The organism is Micrococcaceae bacterium Sec5.7 (genome assembly GCA_039636785.1).
Taxonomy (GTDB): Bacteria; Actinomycetota; Actinomycetes; order Actinomycetales; family Micrococcaceae; genus Arthrobacter.
The window spans coordinates 446,223-461,037 of sequence record CP144169.1 but is presented as its reverse complement, the minus strand read 5'-3'; the positions used below and the strand labels follow the sequence as shown (position 1 = coordinate 461,037).

Below are 14,815 nucleotides of genomic sequence, written 5' to 3'. Positions count from 1 at the left end.
ACCCATCAACGAAAAGGATTCCAGATGACTACCCAGACCACCAGCAGCACCCGAGCCGGCCGTACCTCCCAGCGGGCCCTGGACGCCATCGCGAAGGTCAGCACCGGCCTGTTCATTGACGGCGAATGGGCGGAAGCCGCCTCCGGCGCCCGCTTCGACGTCGTGAATCCCGCCACCGAAGAGGTCATCGCCACCGTGGCCGACGGCGGTCCCGAAGACGCCCGGCGGGCCATTGAAACGGCCGGCCGCGTCCAGAAGGAATGGGCAAAGACCTCCCCGCGCGAGCGCAGCGAAATACTGCGGCGCGCCTTCGATCTGATCATGGCCCGCCAGGACGAACTGGCCCTCATCATGACCAGTGAAATGGGCAAACCGTTCGCCGAGGCAAAGGGCGAAGTTGCTTACGCTGCCGAGTTCTTCCGCTGGTTCTCCGAGGAAGCCGTCCGCATCGGCGGCGACCTCACCACCACTGGCGACGGCAAGAACCGGATCCTTGTCTCCAAGGAGCCGGTGGGCCCGTGCGTGCTGGTCACGCCGTGGAACTTCCCGCTGGCCATGGGTACGCGCAAAATCGGCCCCGCGATTGCCGCAGGCTGCACCATGGTGTTCAAACCGGCCAACCTGACCCCGCTTTCCTCTCTGGCGCTCGTGGACATCCTCATCGAGGCCGGTCTGCCCAAGGGCGTGCTGAACGTTGTCTGCACCACCAGGGCCTCACAGGTGGTTTCGCCCTGGATGTCCAGCGGAATTGCCCGGAAGGTCAGCTTCACCGGTTCCACCGAGGTGGGTGTCCGCCTGCTGCGGCAGGCCTCCGAGCACGTCATGCGCTCGTCGATGGAACTGGGCGGAAACGCGCCCTTCATCGTCTTCCAGGACGCAGACCTGGACCGTGCCGTCGAGGGAGCAGTGGCCGCCAAGATGCGCAACATGGGCGAGGCCTGCACGGCAGCCAACCGGTTCTTCGTCCAGAGTCCCATCGCTGACGAATTTGCCCGCCGGCTCGCGGCTCGCCTCGAGGCACTCACGGTGGGCGACGGCGCCGAGCCAGGCACCGACGTCGGCCCCCTCGTGGAAGAAAAGGCGCTCACTAAGGTGCAGCAGCTAGTGGATGACGCCGTGTCCAAGGGCGCAACAGTGGTCTGCGGAGGCTCCCGTCCCGAACGTCCCGGCTACTTCTACACGCCCACCGTACTGTCCGGAGTCAGCCCGTCATCGGACCTGATGAGCCAGGAGATCTTCGGGCCCGTGGCTCCGGTGGTGCCCTTCGATACCGAGGAAGAAGTCATCCGGATGGCCAACGACACCCCCTGGGGGCTCGTGGGCTACCTCTTCACCCAGGACGTGGACCGCGGCTTCCGGATGGGGGACGCCCTGGAAGTCGGCATGGTTGGCTTGAACACGGGCATCGTCTCCAACCCTGCGGCTCCGTTTGGCGGGGTCAAGGCGTCCGGACTCGGCCGTGAAGGCGGCCGTGTGGGCATCGAGGAATTCCTCGAAACCAAATACATGGCCATCCCGCGGGGCTGATCATCCGGTCCGGATAACCCTGGAGAAACAGCACGCGGCCGTTGATGCGGCAAGACCGGAGTGGGAAGATTATTGGACGGTCTCATCTACAAAGGTGTCGGAAATGGCTGACGGGACTGGACTAATCAAGCGTTTTTACAAAGAGGTGATTGGGTCTTCAGAACGCCGATGGCGGCTTCACCCGGGACGTCCGCCGACAGAAACGAAACGGCGATGAGATCATCGGGCGTCACGCAATTCACGACGTCAGGCGCGTCTCCTCCGCCGGAGCAGGGCCCCACCCCCGGCTCTCCGGATCCAACCAACCCGTTTCCGCCTGGCCCTGCCCCGGCTCCGAACCCGGCACCAGGGCCATTGCCTATTCCGGATCCAGGGCCGGTGCCGCCACATCCGGATCCCACCCGGTTTTAGGCGCCCGGCAGAAGATGACGAAGTACTACACCTCCAGTCGTTGGACGGTGAAGCCGGGCCATGAGCAGGCGTTCGCCGAGGCATTCGCGGCGTCGGGAGACGTCAGTCCGCCTCTTCGCGGACTGGTGGAGCGTCCGCGGTTGCTACGCGACCTCGGCCACCCGGGGAGTTATCTCAGCTATGCGGTCTGGGAAAGCAGGGAAGCGATCGACGAGTTCAGGTCACGCCCGGACTTCACTGCGGTGATCGCGCGCCTGAAGGAGCATCTGGACGACATGCAGATCTCCACGCTGGAGCTGGTCATCGGCGAGGACATGGATTGACGCGAAATTGTCATGGCTGCCGCCTTGATTATCAGTCAACCATGCCGGCCGGATTGCGCGGCCAGGGAGGCCGCAGAACGCGGCAAACTGCCATTGCTATGGCAACTCGGGGGTGGGATGATCGTCTTGCACTGGCCATACCACAAAGGAGTCGGAAAATGTCTGGAAGCGGTGGACTGATCAAGCGTTTTTATACAGAGGTCATTGAGGGCGGAAATCTCGCTCTCATCGATGAACTGACAACGGATGACTATGTCGATCACGAGGAGGGTTTTCCCGGACAACCGCCCGGCAAGGAAGGGGCTCGGTTCTTCGTCAATGCAATCCGGGTGGCATTTCCAGACATCAAGATCAAGACAGCCGAGCCGGCACTTTCCGACGGAGACCTCGAGGCTGCCCATGTAGTACTTACCGGAACCCATCAAGGGGAGCTGATGGGTGTTGCGGCAACCGGCCGGACTGTCGAATTCGGAGGGACCGACATTATCCGCGTCCAGGATGGGAAGGTCGCGGAGCACTGGGGAACCACCGACACGATGAGTCTTATGCAGCAGATCGGCGCCCTTCCCGAATAGCGCGGCGGGGAGGCTCCGCAAGCCGCAGTGGACCATCGAGGAGGCGCCTGACCGGCTCCTACCTGCGCTTCGCGGTGCGGCCGGGTGCCCTCCTAGCGTTGGCGTTGGTGCTGACCGCGCTGAAGAGTGTGCCGTACAGCGTGGTCGGCATTGCCTCCAGCCACGGCCTGTACGTTTCCGCGCAGCCGGCCCTGAGCAGTGTTGCCTTTGTGCTGCTGTGGCAGGAGCGGAGGGAGGCGTCATCGAGGATCTGGTCCCTGATCCATGACGCAAGGAGGGTCGTAACCTCGCGCTCGCCGTCAGGGTCGTGTCCAGGCCCCGCCCCGGATAGGTGACAGCCAGATTTCCATCCCACGGTATCCGAGTCCACGGATTCATGCCTTGTCACATCAGCCGGTTGTGGAAGCCGCCGCGGCAGCGACATCCTGAATGCCCTCGCGGCGCTGACATCTGCTCCTTCGGCCAGCCGTATCTTTTCGGATTCGTGGCGACGGCTCGTCCTGCTTTCAGGATGCGTTGACAATAGTGCTCCTGCAGCCGCGGATAAAACGTCTGCTTCCGCGGAGGTCTCCGTGCAAAAGAATGAATCGATTGCGGCTTGCTGCCGGAAAAGATCAAGTCTGCAGGCGTGCTGAATGTCGGAATGGCCAACAATTACCCACCTAACGAATTCAAGAATTCCGACGGCGCCCCTGCCGGCTGGTCAGTGGATCTCACCAAAGCGCTGGGTCAGGTGCTCGGGCTGAAGGTCAACTTTGACGTTGGCACGTTCGACAACATCCTGCCCGCCGTCAAGGCCGGAAAGGACGACATGGGGATGTCTTCTTTCACCGACACCCTGGAACGTGAAAAGCAGGTGGACTTCATCAACTATTTCTCGGCAGGCATTCAGTGGGCATCGCCCAAGGGCAAGACCGTGGACCCGGACAATGCCTGCGGGCTCAAGGTTGCCGTCCAAGCCACCACGTACGAGGACACCCATGAGGTGCCGGCCAAGTCCAAGGCCTGTACGGATGCGGGCAAGCCCGCCATCACCGTCTTCAAGTACGACGCCCAGGACCAGGCCACCAACGCCGTCGTGGTTGGGCAGGTTGACGCGATGAGTGCGGACTCGCCGGTCACGCTGTATGCGATCTCCCAGACGAAGGACAAGCTGCAGACTGCCGGGGACGCCTTTGAAGTGGCGCCGTACGGCATTCCGGTGGACAAGGGCAGCGCGTTCACCCCGGTGCTGCAAAAGGCCCTGCAGGCATTGATCGACGACGGAACCTACCACAAGATCCTGTCCAAGTGGGGCGTGGAAAGCGGCGGCATCAAGACGGCGGCGCTCAACGTGGCGTCGTCGAAAGGCTAGCCGCCAGTGACTGTTCCCAACCCCGCCGCGGTGCAGCGGGCGGACTCCGCGTCAGACGGAGCTGAAACACAGGGGGAAGCCATTACGGCGGTTCCCCTGCGTCACCCGTGGCGGATGTCGATCGCCGTCGTTCTGGTGCTTCTGCTGGCGCTTTTCATTGTAGACGCCTCGCAGCGCCCGGACTACGGCTGGGCGGAGGTGGGCAAGTACATCTTCGACCGCCGGATCAGCCAGGCGGCATGGGTGACGTTGACGCTGACCGTCTATTCCATGATCGCCGCCATCATCCTGGGGCTGCTCCTGGCCATCATGCGGCTCTCGCCGAATCCGGTGGTCAAGAGTGTGGCGTGGCTGTACCTGTGGATCTTCCGGGGGACACCGGTCTACGTCCAGCTGGTGTTCTGGGGCATTGTGTCGCTCATCTACCCCGTGTTCACGGTGGGGCTGCCGTTCATGACACCGTGGATCACCGTTCCGAACGGCGTTTTCACTAACCTCTTCGTCACCGCGGTGGTCGGGCTGGCGCTGAATGAGGCTGCCTACATGTCGGAGATCGTCCGTGCGGGGCTGCTGTCCGTGGATGAGGGCCAGGAGGAGGCTTCGACGGCGCTCGCGATGTCTTGGGGTCAGACCATGCGTTATGTGGTGGTGCCGCAGGCCATGAAGATCATCATTCCGCCCACCGGCAACGAGGTGATTTCGATGCTCAAGACGACGTCGCTGGTGGCCGCGATCCCCCTCAGCGTGGACCTCTACGGGGTGTCCCGCGGCATCTCCGCCGTCACGTTCACGCCGGTGCCGCTGCTGATTGTTGCCTCGATCTGGTACTTGCTTTTCACCTCGGTCCTGATGGTTGGCCAGCACTTTATTGAAAAGCGTTTTTCCCGCGGCACGGGGCGGCGTAAGGCAGGGCCGACGTCGGAAACGGACCCTGCGGTGACCGCAGTTACCGGCGCGCCGCTGGGCAATGAGCTGGGAGGCAAGGGATGAGCACTGCACCGATGGTTCGTGCGGACCGGGTGTCCAAGAGCTTCGGCTCCAACAGGGTGTTGCGCAGCATCAGCCTGGAAGTCCAGGCCGGGGAGGTGCTGTGTGTGGTGGGCCCCAGCGGCTCCGGCAAGTCCACCTTCCTTCGCTGCATCAACCACCTTGAAAGAATCGACGCCGGCCGCCTCTTCGTGGAAGGGCAGCTGGTGGGGTACCGGCAAAAAGGCGACAAGCTCCACGAGCTCAAACCCAAGGAAGCAGCGCTCCAGCGCCGGGACATCGGGATGGTGTTCCAGCGCTTCAACCTGTTTCCGCATATGACGGCCCTGGAAAACATCAGCCAGGCACCCATGCGGGTCAAAGGCATTCCGAAGGCGAAGGCCACCCAGCGTGCCATCGAGCTCATGGAGCGTGTGGGACTCGGAGACAAGGCAGACCATTATGCGGCGCACCTGTCCGGGGGACAGCAGCAGCGCGTGGCCATCGCACGCGCGCTTGCCATGGACCCCAAGCTGATGCTCTTCGATGAACCGACCAGTGCCCTGGACCCGGAGCTGGTGGGTGAGGTGCTGGATGTGATGAAGGAACTGGCAACGAGCGGGATGACAATGATTGTGGTGACTCATGAGATGGGTTTTGCCAGGGAAGTGGCGAACTCCATCGCCTTCATGGACGGCGGCGTGGTGGTTGAATCAGGACCGCCCCGCGACTTGCTCGGCAATCCCCGGCATGAGCGGACGAAGGCGTTTCTTTCCAAGGTTCTGTAGCTTCGGCTGCCCAGCACCAGTTTCTGGCACCTTGGGGCCCGTCCGAGCTGGAGGTCCGCGGCGCCTATCGCCGGAGTCCCTCTCCGAAATTACCTGATTTATTCGGCGTGAGGCAGGCGAACAGCCCGTGAGCGGTGATCGCGAACATGGTGCAGATGTGCCTGCCGCCCGCGGAGTTTGCAGCGGCCGTTGTCAGTGGGCGGAAGAGAGCCTACGCTGTGCGCACGGCCCCACTCCGGTGACCGCTCCAGGACCCTCCGCCACGTGTGTCAGGCACACCCTCGGGTGCCCGCGTCCTGGATATCACGGAACAGGAAAGACCATGACCAAGTATTTGTTTGAAGCGAATTACGTGGGCGAGGGAATCAAGGGACTCATGCACGAAGGCGGCACGAAGCGGCGTGCCGCGTTGGTCGACGCCCTCAATTCCGTGGGCGGATCGCTTGAAAGCTTCTATTACGCCTTCGGAGACACCGACGTCGTGGGCGTCTTTGATGTCCCGGACCAGGCGGGCGCCGCAGCCCTTTCTCTGATGATCAATTCGACGGGCAACGTGAACGTGCGTCTGAAGCCGCTTATGACGCCGGAAGACATCGACGAAGCGGCCAAAAAGACGCCGTCATACCGGGCCCCCGGGCAGTAGGGCGGTTACGCTTGCTGGACGGCAGCGATGGTGTCCTGGTCATCGAGGATAAACGACTCGTCCGGTGTGGCCGGGATGCCGATCTCGGCGCGGGACCGGCACGTGATGGCTTCGTCAAACCAGACTTTTTCCACAAAGGTCGCATGCTTCACCAGGCCGAGCAGCGTGGTCCGTGATGGCATCAGGGACCGGCGCGCCTGCTCCTCGCCCAGTCCGTTCAAACAGGAGTTGAGCATGCTGCGGTGCTCATTGAGGAATGCCTCGAACTGGACGCGGGCCGGCTGATTGATAACGTCCTCGGCGAAGGTGGCAGGGAGGAGAGCCATGTGTGAAGTATCGCAAGGCCGTCAGCCCGGGGCAACGACCGGGTTCCGGTGGCGTAGCTTCCGTGCGAGCATGGGCTCACCGAAAAATGCACAGTGAGGAGACTCGATGAAATCCAACGAACTGCTGCTGGACGCCTTCGGCCGGATCCGCGAGACCGTGGCTGCCACTCTTCAAGGGGTGGACGACGAGGTTCTGGTCCGCCGGCCCGCCGGCACCGGAAACTCGATTGCGTGGTTGATCTGGCACCTTGGCCGGGTGGAGGACGCTCAGGTCGCCGCCGCCGCCGGCCTAAAACAGGTCTGGACCTCTCAGGGGTTTGTGGGCCGCTTCGACCTGCCGCTTCCCGAGCGTGACACCGGGTACGGTCATTCGAGCGACAAAGTCGATTCGGTGAAGGCCCCACCGGCGCTGCTGCTCGAATACTACGACGCCGTTCACCGGCAGACCGTGGACTTTCTGCAGACGCTCGGCGACGAGGACTGGGACCGCATCGTCGACACCCGGTGGGACCCGCCCGTCACCCTCGGCGTGCGGCTCCTCAGCACGATCGCCGACTGCCTCCAGCACGTGGGGCAGGCCGCGTACGCCAAGGGCTTGAACCCCTGACAGCTACTGTCGCGCTGCTGATGTGAGATCCGCCGTCGTGGGCCAGACAGCATCGGCGAGATGAAGGCATGGTGAAGATGTTGAACATTCCCCGATAACTATCAAATGTTCATGATCTTCACCATTTGGCTGTATGTCTTGATATGGTGAAGATATGGAACACCCGGTTGAGACTCCGTTCTTTCGAGCCGTGGACGCCAAGTCGTTCGGGGCGTCGGTCCGGGTGGCACGGCAAGAACGCGGATTGACGCAGAGCGGCTTGGCCGAACTCATCAATGCCAGCCGCCATACAATTGTGCGGCTGGAACAAGGAGAGAACGTTTCCCTAGAGACGGCCTTCGCAGCGGTGCGTGCCCTCGAACGGGACGTTGCCCTCATCCCAAGGTTCTCCCGCCTGGATGTAAAGCGGTGACGCGCACCGGACGGCTCGCTGTCTGGCTTCACGGGCGGCCGGTTGCCTGGCTCACAGGGACCTCGTTGCGTCCCCGGCTCGAATACCTGCCGGATGTCGTCGCTGAATATGGTGCCGGGGCTGCTCTGCTGTCGCTGTCCCTGCCGCTGCAGGTGAAACCCATCGCTGGCCCGGCGGTCCTGAACTTCTTCGACGGACTGCTGCCGGAAGGTCAGGTGCGCGCGCATCTGGCTGATCTGCACAAGGTTGCCTCCACGGACATCAAGGCTCTCCTTTCGGCCGTCGGTGCGGACTGCGCCGGAGCGGTGCAGGTTCTTCCTGAAGGCGTGGATCCTGCTGGGTCCGGGGAATTGCTGCCCATGCCGGAGGCGGAAGTCGTAGCTGCCGTTGAGTCCCTGCCCACGTGGGATCTGCCGGAGAACTTCGCCATCACCACGTCCCTGGGTGGTGTTCAATTCAAGATCCTGCTGTCCCGCGAGGCCGGCCGCTGGTACTGGCCGGCCCGGGGCGCGGCATCCACGCACATCATCAAGCCTGACCCCCCTGATTCGCCCATTCCCCACCTTCTGGCCGCTGAGCATTGGGCGCTGGAACTTGCCCGGGCCGCAGGCCTTTCCGCGGCCAAAACGCGGATGGACCGGTTTGGCGAAAGGGACGCCTTGGTGGTTGAGCGGTACGACCGCACTGAAGAACACGTCAGAATTCACCAGGAGGATTTCACTCAGGTCCTCGGGCTCGCTTCCGCGGCGAAGTATGACCAGTCGACGGCGGTACCGTCCCGCCTTGCGCAGGTGGCCGCAGCCGCTTCGCCGCACACACGAAACCCGGCGTCCTTCAAGGCTGATCTTCTGAAGGCTGTGGCCTTCAACGTCCTGATCGGCAATGGTGACGCCCATTCCAAAAACTATTCGGTGCTGATCCGCGAGACAGGAGAGGTTCTGCTGGCGCCTCTCTACGATGCCGCGCCGACGCTGCTCCTGTATGCGCGGAGCTCCAACGCTGGGCATTCTGTTGCGGGCCAGGCCCGGTTGAACTACATCACCCTCGACCACTTGGTTCGCGAGGGCGTCACCTGGGGGATGGATCCCGGAGCGGCCCGCACGGCCGTGGGTGAGGTCCTCATGGCTGCCGCCAATGCGCATGTGGCGGTATCCGAGGGGCTGGAGCATTTGCCGGCTCTAGTCATCGACAGGGCTTCCGATTTGCTCGCCGGGCGCACTGCCCGGCGTCAGCAGGCACCGGACGGCTCGACGGCGTGACCAACCGTTCCGGCACAGCACTTTAGTCCCGTAGCACGGCGATACGCGCCGCCCGCCGCCTCGACGGCACATCGGCTTCGGTGAGGTCTGGACCTCGAAGGAATTTGTGGGCCGACTTGTCCTGCCGCTTCCGGCGCGTGACACCGGGTACGGCCATTCGACCGACGAAGTCGACGCGGTGCGGGCACGGCCGGAGCTGTTGCTTGAGTACTACGATGCGGTTCACCGCCAGACCGTGGAGTTTGTGCAGACTCTTGGCGACGAGGACTTCGACCGCATCGTCGACAAGCGTTTTGACCGCCCGTTACCCTCGGCGTGCGGCTCGTCAGCACCATCGTCGACAGCCTCCAGCACGTGGGGCAGGCCGCGTACGCCAATGGATTGAACCCCGAGCAGGGGTAGGGCGCGGCGATTGCGCACACCTCAGAAAGGCGATAGAAATCCCCTATTTCCGCAGGCACAAATCGGTTCCATAATGGCCACATAGGCTTCGGGGATCCTCGCGCCGATGATGACTGGCAGGGGCGTTGCAGAGTCCCAGGTGACCGCCCGGCGGGTCGGCGGAACGGGCGCCACGCGGCCCCGGGACAAAAGACGTTCCGGAACCGCTACCGGGGGGAGAGCATCGCCATCAACGAGAGAACAATGCACAAAGGAAATCATCATGTTCAAGGATTTAGAGATCATGGCTGTCCTTCCCGCGAAGGACATCAACAGGGCGAAGGATTTCTATCGGGACAAGCTGGGGTTGGAACCTTCCGAGACCCCTGAGGACGACAGCCTGATGTACCGCGCCGGCAAGGGAACGGGCTTCCTCGTTTACCAGACAGAGAATGCAGGGTCAGCCAAGAACACCCAGATGGGCTGGGAAACGGACAACCTCGAACGCGAAATGGAGGAGCTGCGGGGCCGCGGCGTCGTCTTTGAAGACTACGATTTTCCCGGGCTGAAGACGGAGAACGGCATTGCCACGAATGAGTGGGGGAAGGCCGCCTGGTTCCTGGACAGCGAAGGGAACATTCTCAACATCGCCCAGCGCCCGTAACAACCAACGCCCGAGCGGAGCAATGCGGCGAGCACCACAAGAAACGGCGTCGCGGCGTTCATGCTGAAAGAGAACGACGTCGGCGCTCGCCGCTGCGCTCCCCTCACAGTTGTACCGGCCGCCCTGAATGGCTTGTGCACCTGGTATCCGCGGCATACGACGACAACGGAAAGGACGATCGAAGGAGACTGATCAGAGCGATGCGCCGCGGGGCCGCGGCACGAGTTCTGGACTCCTTAGGTGGATGATGCCGGGGCGCTCTCAATACCGAAATGCCACAGGGCAGCGTCCAGGTTCTCAGCGCGCCACCCTCGTGAGTCTGCAGCAGCGAGGATCACGGCCGACATGTTGGCGTAAGAGGTGTCCTCGATGCCGGCGGCCTCGGCCACTCTGCGTATCCGCACATCAACAGCAACCCCCGTTGAGAGTCCACTGAGAACGTCGATGTAATCCAGCGTCTTGGGGCTCACATGACGTACAGCTGCGAGGGCGTCACGAAGAACCGGCCTTCTTGCAGGGTCAGTGAGTCTGGCTCGGAGTTCCTCTACAGTTTCGATGCCCTGATCCTCAAGCACGCACGTTAGGTCGTCTATCTGAGCAAGACGGCCCGGTGATGGCCAATCGATGACTTCCGAGAGGGTTCCCGTAGCAAGACGTTTCCGGAACCCACTCGTGGTTCTTGCATCTGGCCATGCGACAACCAGAGCGTCAACGCGCGGCTTCACGGTTGCCTCGTAATTTTGGCGTCGCTGCAAGGAGGCATCGACAATAATGGCTCCGATGGAAGCCCAGCCACGACTGACCTCAGTCGAGGCGTCGATGCCGTGGGAGTCCATGAAGGCTAGGAGTTTGGCGGTGTCGCCATTGATAGTCATAAGTGAATACTTGCACGCGAACAAGGCGGCATCGGAGCGCCGCCGCCATCCAGGCGATCGAACAGGGGGCTCTAGCGGTGTGGCATCAGGCAGGGGTGGATTGGGTTCCGCCGTCCGTCAGGCCCATGAACATCGTCCTGTGAATATAGGTCAGGGACGGCGTGCGGACCGGGTGCACCAGCGACGGGTTGCCCGGGTCTCGCCGCTAAGGCATGATTCAGTTACCCCGCCACGGCCGCCTTCGCAGCCTGCGTGGCGTTCATCCACTCGCTCATCCACGGTGCCCGGACGCTCGACGTGATCCGGCAGTCGGCCACGAAGGTTCCCTTGGCGCCTGCGTCGATCCAGTCCTGAAGGGCAGCAAGGTCTGCAAGCGAGCGGATGATCGCCGAGTCGGCACCGAGCGCGCGGGCGATCCCGCTGAAGTCCACCTCGGGGATCAGCATAGGCTTTTCGGTCAGGCCCTGGGAACCGTACTGGTGGATTTCGGCTCCGTAGGCGGCGTCGTTGTAGATCACCACGATGGCGCTGCCCGCCGCAGCAATGAGTGATTCGAGGTCGGACAGGCCCATCAGGAAGCCGCCGTCGCCCGAGGCGAGCACCAGCGTGCGGCCGTCCTCCAATGCACGGGCTGCCCCGACGGCGCTGGCAAGGCCCAGCCCGATGGCCTGGTACGCAGTCCCCACCATCACCAGGTCCTGCGGCCGGGGGATATGCCAATACATGGGTGCCCAGCCGACGAAGTGCCCTCCGTCCTGGACCACCGTGCGGCGCTCCGGCAGCACGGCATCCAGTGCCATGGCAAGCGCGCGCGGGTCCAGTCGGCCGTCCGGGGTTTCCGCGGAGCCTGCATGGTGGCCAGGTCCTTCGGCCAGGCGCTTGCGGGCTTCCGCGCGCCAGGCCTCAGCCGCAGCCTCACCATCAAGCAGCCGGAGGAGGCGCCCCGCAGCGGACTTCGCGTCAGCGCTGACGAAAACGTCCACCCGGGGGTGCGTGGGCTGCAGGGCGGTGTCGATCTGGATGACGGTGCTGTCCGGGCCGAGCAGGTGCCCGAACCGCATGGTGAAGGGGCTCAGGCTCGCCCCGGCCACCAGGACCACATCGGCCTCGCCCATGAGCCCGGCCGCGGTGTCCGTGCCGAAGCCGCCCGCGACGCCGAGGTATCCCTCGCCCTCCAGGAGGTTGAGCGCGAGGGCGGTTCCGGCGGTCACTGCACCCAGACGGTCGGCGAGCTCCCCGGAGCTCCGGGCCGGCTTCGGCGAGATGCGCACCGCGCCCGGCGAGGATCAGCGGCCGCTTCGCCCCGGCGATCAGGCGGGCTACCTGCCCAAGGCCGCCGTCGACGTCGTCCCTCACGTTCGGTGCCGACGGCGCCGGAAGTTCCTCTTCCGCAGCCTCGAGCGCCGCGAGGTCGAAGGGAATGGCAATTACGACGGCGGTCCGCTTGGTGAGTGCGTATTCCACCGCCTGCTGGGTGATGGCGCCCGCGGCGTCGCGGGTGACGGTGAAGGTCGCCGCGCCGAGGCCGGCCGCGATGGCCGCCTGGTCCACGTCCTGCGGCCGGGCACCGCTGCTCGGCGCATCCCCGGTGACCAGCACGACTGGGATCTGCGCCTGGACTGCCTCGGCGAGGGCGGTGAGTGCGTTGGTGTAGCCGGGGCCGTAGGTGGTGGTGCCCGCCGCGAGGCGTCCCGACGCCCGGTAGTAGGCGTCGGCCGCGGCGATGGCGGCGCCTTCATGCCGGACGGGGGAGAAGCGGAGGCCCTGCTTCTCTGCGGCGTCCAGGAAGTAGACGTTTCCGTTGCCCATGACGCCGAAGACATCGCTGACACAGCTACTGAGAACCTGCGCCACACGGCCGGAGACGGTAAGTGAAGTCATGCAGGAATCCTGCGGGCCGGGCTTCAGATAGGCAAGAGAGCTGGTGCGGACTGGGACTTTTGGCAGTAGAGGGTTGGAGAAGTGACAAAATGCCCCCTTGTGGCGCCCGTCACCCGCGGTTAGTCCGAAGCGCGGGATTCCTGCTCCGACAGCCGGCTCAGGAGGCCGTCGTAGCGGGGCGGCATGAGTTCCAGCACGGAGATGGCCGTGCTGGTCCGCTGGACTCCGTCGATTTCCAGGATCTGGTTGGTGATGCGGTACAGGTCAGCAGTGCCGCGGGCCACCACCTTGGCCATGAGGTCCGCGTCCCCGGTGGTGGCGTGCACCTCGATGACCTCCGGGATCGCCGCGAGCCCGTTCTCCACCGAACCCGCCCGCGTCTGGCTGATCGCCAGTGACAGGAAGGCCATCAGCTCATAGCCCAGCGCGGCGGGGTCCAGCCTGCGGCTGAAGGAGCGGAGGGCGCCGCTGCGCTCGAGCCGTGCCAGCCGGGCATGGACCGTGTTGCGTGCGACGCCGAGCGTGCGGGAGAGTGCCAGGGCGCTGGCTTCGGGGTCCTTGTCCAGGGCCAGGATGATCCTGCCGTCGAGGGAATCGAGGGCGCGAGCGTTCGGGATGGTCATATTTTCACCAGACACTGTAGAAGTTGAGCAGAAGTCCCAATGCCTTGAGCGTATCTTGCAATGTGGGCCGGATCACAATCATGATCGGTCCTTATGACCCGTGATCAGCTTCTGACCGCAGCCACCGCGCTCCCCACCCTTCGTGGCGCTGTGGCCGGCCTTCCGTCCTACGTCCCGGGGCGGCGCAGCGCCGGCCTGGACATCGCCGCCCTTGCCAGCAACGAAAGCCATCACGAGCCACTGCCCGCCGCCACCGCTGCGGTGGCCGAAGCTGCCGGCAGGATGAACCGCTACCCGGACATGGCCGCCGTCGAACTCCGCGAACGGCTCGCCCGCCACCTGGGCGTCACCGCCGGGGAGGTGGCGGTGGGGCCCGGCAGCGTCGGCGTCCTCCAGCAGATCATCACCGGTCTGTGCGATGCCGGGGATGAAGTGATTTTCGCGTGGCGCTCCTTCGAGGCCTACCCCATCCTGGTTGAGCTGGCCGGCGCCCGGCCGGTCCGCATCCCGCTGGACGACGCTGAGGGCCACGACCTGGACGCCATGGCCGCTGCCGTCACCGGGCGCACCAGGGTCATCCTGCTCTGCACTCCCAACAATCCGACGGGCGTGCCGATCAGCCACGAACGCATCGAGGCCTTCCTGCGATCCGTCCGCTCCGACATCCTGGTTGTGATCGACGAGGCCTACGTGGAATACGCCGAAGCGGGCAGCGGCCCCGATTCGCTGGCGCTCCACCGCCAGTACCCGAACGTCTGCATTCTGCGCACCTTCTCCAAGGCCTACGGACTCGCCGGCCTGCGCGTGGGATACGCTGTGGCGGCGCCGGACATCGCTGAGGGGCTGCGCCGAACCGCCCTTCCCTTCTCGGTGAGCGCGCTGGCCCAGAAGGCGGCCATCGCTTCGCTCGACGCCGGGGAGGAGATGGAAGCGCGCGTCGCCGCGGTCAAGCAGGAGCGGGCGCGGATGGCGGCACAGCTGGCAGCCCAGGGCTGGAAACTGCAGGAGAGTCAGGGCAATTTCCTGTGGATCCGTGCGGATGAGAGCCTCCTGGCGAGGCTGGTGGACGCATTCGACGGTGCGGGCATCCTGGTCCGGGCATACCAGGGGGACGGCGTGCGGATCACCGTTGCCGACCCCGCCTCCAACGACCGCGTGCTCCGGCTCCTCGAAGCCCACGCGGCCTGATAACCGACCGAC

The 14,815-nt window shown here is 64.2% G+C and carries 15 protein-coding genes and 2 pseudogenes; 13 read left to right on the top strand and 4 right to left on the bottom strand.

The window, feature by feature from the left end; translation table 11 throughout:
- Nucleotides 1-24 precede the first annotated feature (24 nt).
- From V3C33_02075 to V3C33_02045, 7 genes are all read left to right on the top strand, one after another.
- Complete coding sequence (locus V3C33_02075) at nucleotides 25-1,527, top strand: NAD-dependent succinate-semialdehyde dehydrogenase (GenBank protein XAS68144.1); 1,503 nt, start codon at nucleotides 25-27, stop codon at nucleotides 1,525-1,527.
- Between the two features lie 149 nt (nucleotides 1,528-1,676).
- Nucleotides 1,677-2,261 (top strand): antibiotic biosynthesis monooxygenase, encoded by a 585-nt coding sequence (locus tag V3C33_02070; GenBank protein ID XAS68143.1) that lies wholly within the window; start codon nucleotides 1,677-1,679, stop codon nucleotides 2,259-2,261.
- A gap of 158 nt (nucleotides 2,262-2,419) precedes the next feature.
- Nucleotides 2,420-2,836, top strand: a complete 417-nt coding sequence (locus V3C33_02065; GenBank protein ID XAS68142.1) for an ester cyclase — start codon at nucleotides 2,420-2,422, stop codon at nucleotides 2,834-2,836.
- 628 nt (nucleotides 2,837-3,464) lie between these two features.
- Nucleotides 3,465-4,190, top strand: coding sequence for an ABC transporter substrate-binding protein (locus tag V3C33_02060; GenBank protein ID XAS68141.1), 726 nt, complete (start codon nucleotides 3,465-3,467; stop codon nucleotides 4,188-4,190).
- A gap of 114 nt (nucleotides 4,191-4,304) precedes the next feature.
- Nucleotides 4,305-5,180, top strand: coding sequence for an amino acid ABC transporter permease (locus tag V3C33_02055; protein ID XAS69615.1), 876 nt, complete (start codon nucleotides 4,305-4,307; stop codon nucleotides 5,178-5,180).
- Nucleotides 5,177-5,944: an amino acid ABC transporter ATP-binding protein gene (locus V3C33_02050; GenBank protein XAS68140.1), complete on the top strand. Its 768-nt coding sequence runs from the start codon at nucleotides 5,177-5,179 to the stop codon at nucleotides 5,942-5,944. Before V3C33_02055 ends, V3C33_02050 begins: the two co-directional genes overlap by 4 nt.
- Nucleotides 5,945-6,266: 322 nt before the next feature.
- Nucleotides 6,267-6,587 carry a GYD domain-containing protein gene (locus V3C33_02045; GenBank protein XAS68139.1) on the top strand — a complete coding sequence of 107 codons (321 nt, stop codon included), beginning with the start codon at nucleotides 6,267-6,269 and terminating at the stop codon, nucleotides 6,585-6,587.
- Between the two features lie 14 nt (nucleotides 6,588-6,601).
- Here V3C33_02045 and V3C33_02040 read toward each other — a convergent pair.
- Nucleotides 6,602-6,913 (bottom strand): annotated as a pseudogene (locus V3C33_02040) (DUF664 domain-containing protein).
- A gap of 106 nt (nucleotides 6,914-7,019) precedes the next feature.
- Between V3C33_02040 and V3C33_02035 the strand changes: the two are divergent.
- The 5 genes from V3C33_02035 (at nucleotide 7,020) to V3C33_02015 (ending at nucleotide 10,236) form a co-directional block, all read left to right on the top strand.
- A complete protein-coding gene (locus V3C33_02035) occupies nucleotides 7,020-7,520 on the top strand; it encodes a DinB family protein (protein ID XAS68138.1) in 501 nt (166 codons plus the stop codon).
- A gap of 154 nt (nucleotides 7,521-7,674) precedes the next feature.
- Nucleotides 7,675-7,932, top strand: a complete 258-nt coding sequence (locus V3C33_02030; GenBank protein XAS68137.1) for a helix-turn-helix domain-containing protein — start codon at nucleotides 7,675-7,677, stop codon at nucleotides 7,930-7,932.
- The gene (locus tag V3C33_02025; protein ID XAS68136.1) at nucleotides 7,929-9,191 is read left to right on the top strand and encodes a HipA domain-containing protein; all 1,263 of its coding nucleotides are present in this window, start codon (nucleotides 7,929-7,931) and stop codon (nucleotides 9,189-9,191) included. The genes V3C33_02030 and V3C33_02025 overlap by 4 nt, the downstream gene beginning before the upstream one ends.
- Nucleotides 9,192-9,297: 106 nt before the next feature.
- Entirely contained in the window at nucleotides 9,298-9,576 is a 279-nt protein-coding gene (locus V3C33_02020; protein XAS68135.1) for a hypothetical protein, read from the top strand.
- Nucleotides 9,577-9,855: 279 nt separating this feature from the next.
- Nucleotides 9,856-10,236 (top strand): VOC family protein, encoded by a 381-nt coding sequence (locus V3C33_02015; protein ID XAS68134.1) that lies wholly within the window; start codon nucleotides 9,856-9,858, stop codon nucleotides 10,234-10,236.
- Between the two features lie 236 nt (nucleotides 10,237-10,472).
- On the opposite strand, the gene V3C33_02010 is transcribed toward V3C33_02015, so the two are convergent.
- From V3C33_02010 to V3C33_02000, 3 genes and pseudogenes are all read right to left on the bottom strand, one after another.
- Nucleotides 10,473-11,111 carry a hypothetical protein gene (locus V3C33_02010; GenBank protein ID XAS68133.1) on the bottom strand — a complete coding sequence of 213 codons (639 nt, stop codon included), beginning with the start codon at nucleotides 11,109-11,111 and terminating at the stop codon, nucleotides 10,473-10,475.
- 221 nt (nucleotides 11,112-11,332) lie between these two features.
- A pseudogene (locus V3C33_02005) lies at nucleotides 11,333-12,992 on the bottom strand (thiamine pyrophosphate-binding protein).
- A 119-nt stretch (nucleotides 12,993-13,111) separates the two neighbouring features.
- Nucleotides 13,112-13,615 (bottom strand): Lrp/AsnC family transcriptional regulator, encoded by a 504-nt coding sequence (locus tag V3C33_02000; protein ID XAS68132.1) that lies wholly within the window; start codon nucleotides 13,613-13,615, stop codon nucleotides 13,112-13,114.
- A 93-nt stretch (nucleotides 13,616-13,708) separates the two neighbouring features.
- On the opposite strand from V3C33_02000, the gene hisC reads away from it, so the two are divergent.
- Nucleotides 13,709-14,803, top strand: coding sequence for a histidinol-phosphate transaminase (gene hisC, locus V3C33_01995; protein XAS68131.1), 1,095 nt, complete (start codon nucleotides 13,709-13,711; stop codon nucleotides 14,801-14,803).
- Nucleotides 14,804-14,815: the final 12 nt, after the last annotated feature.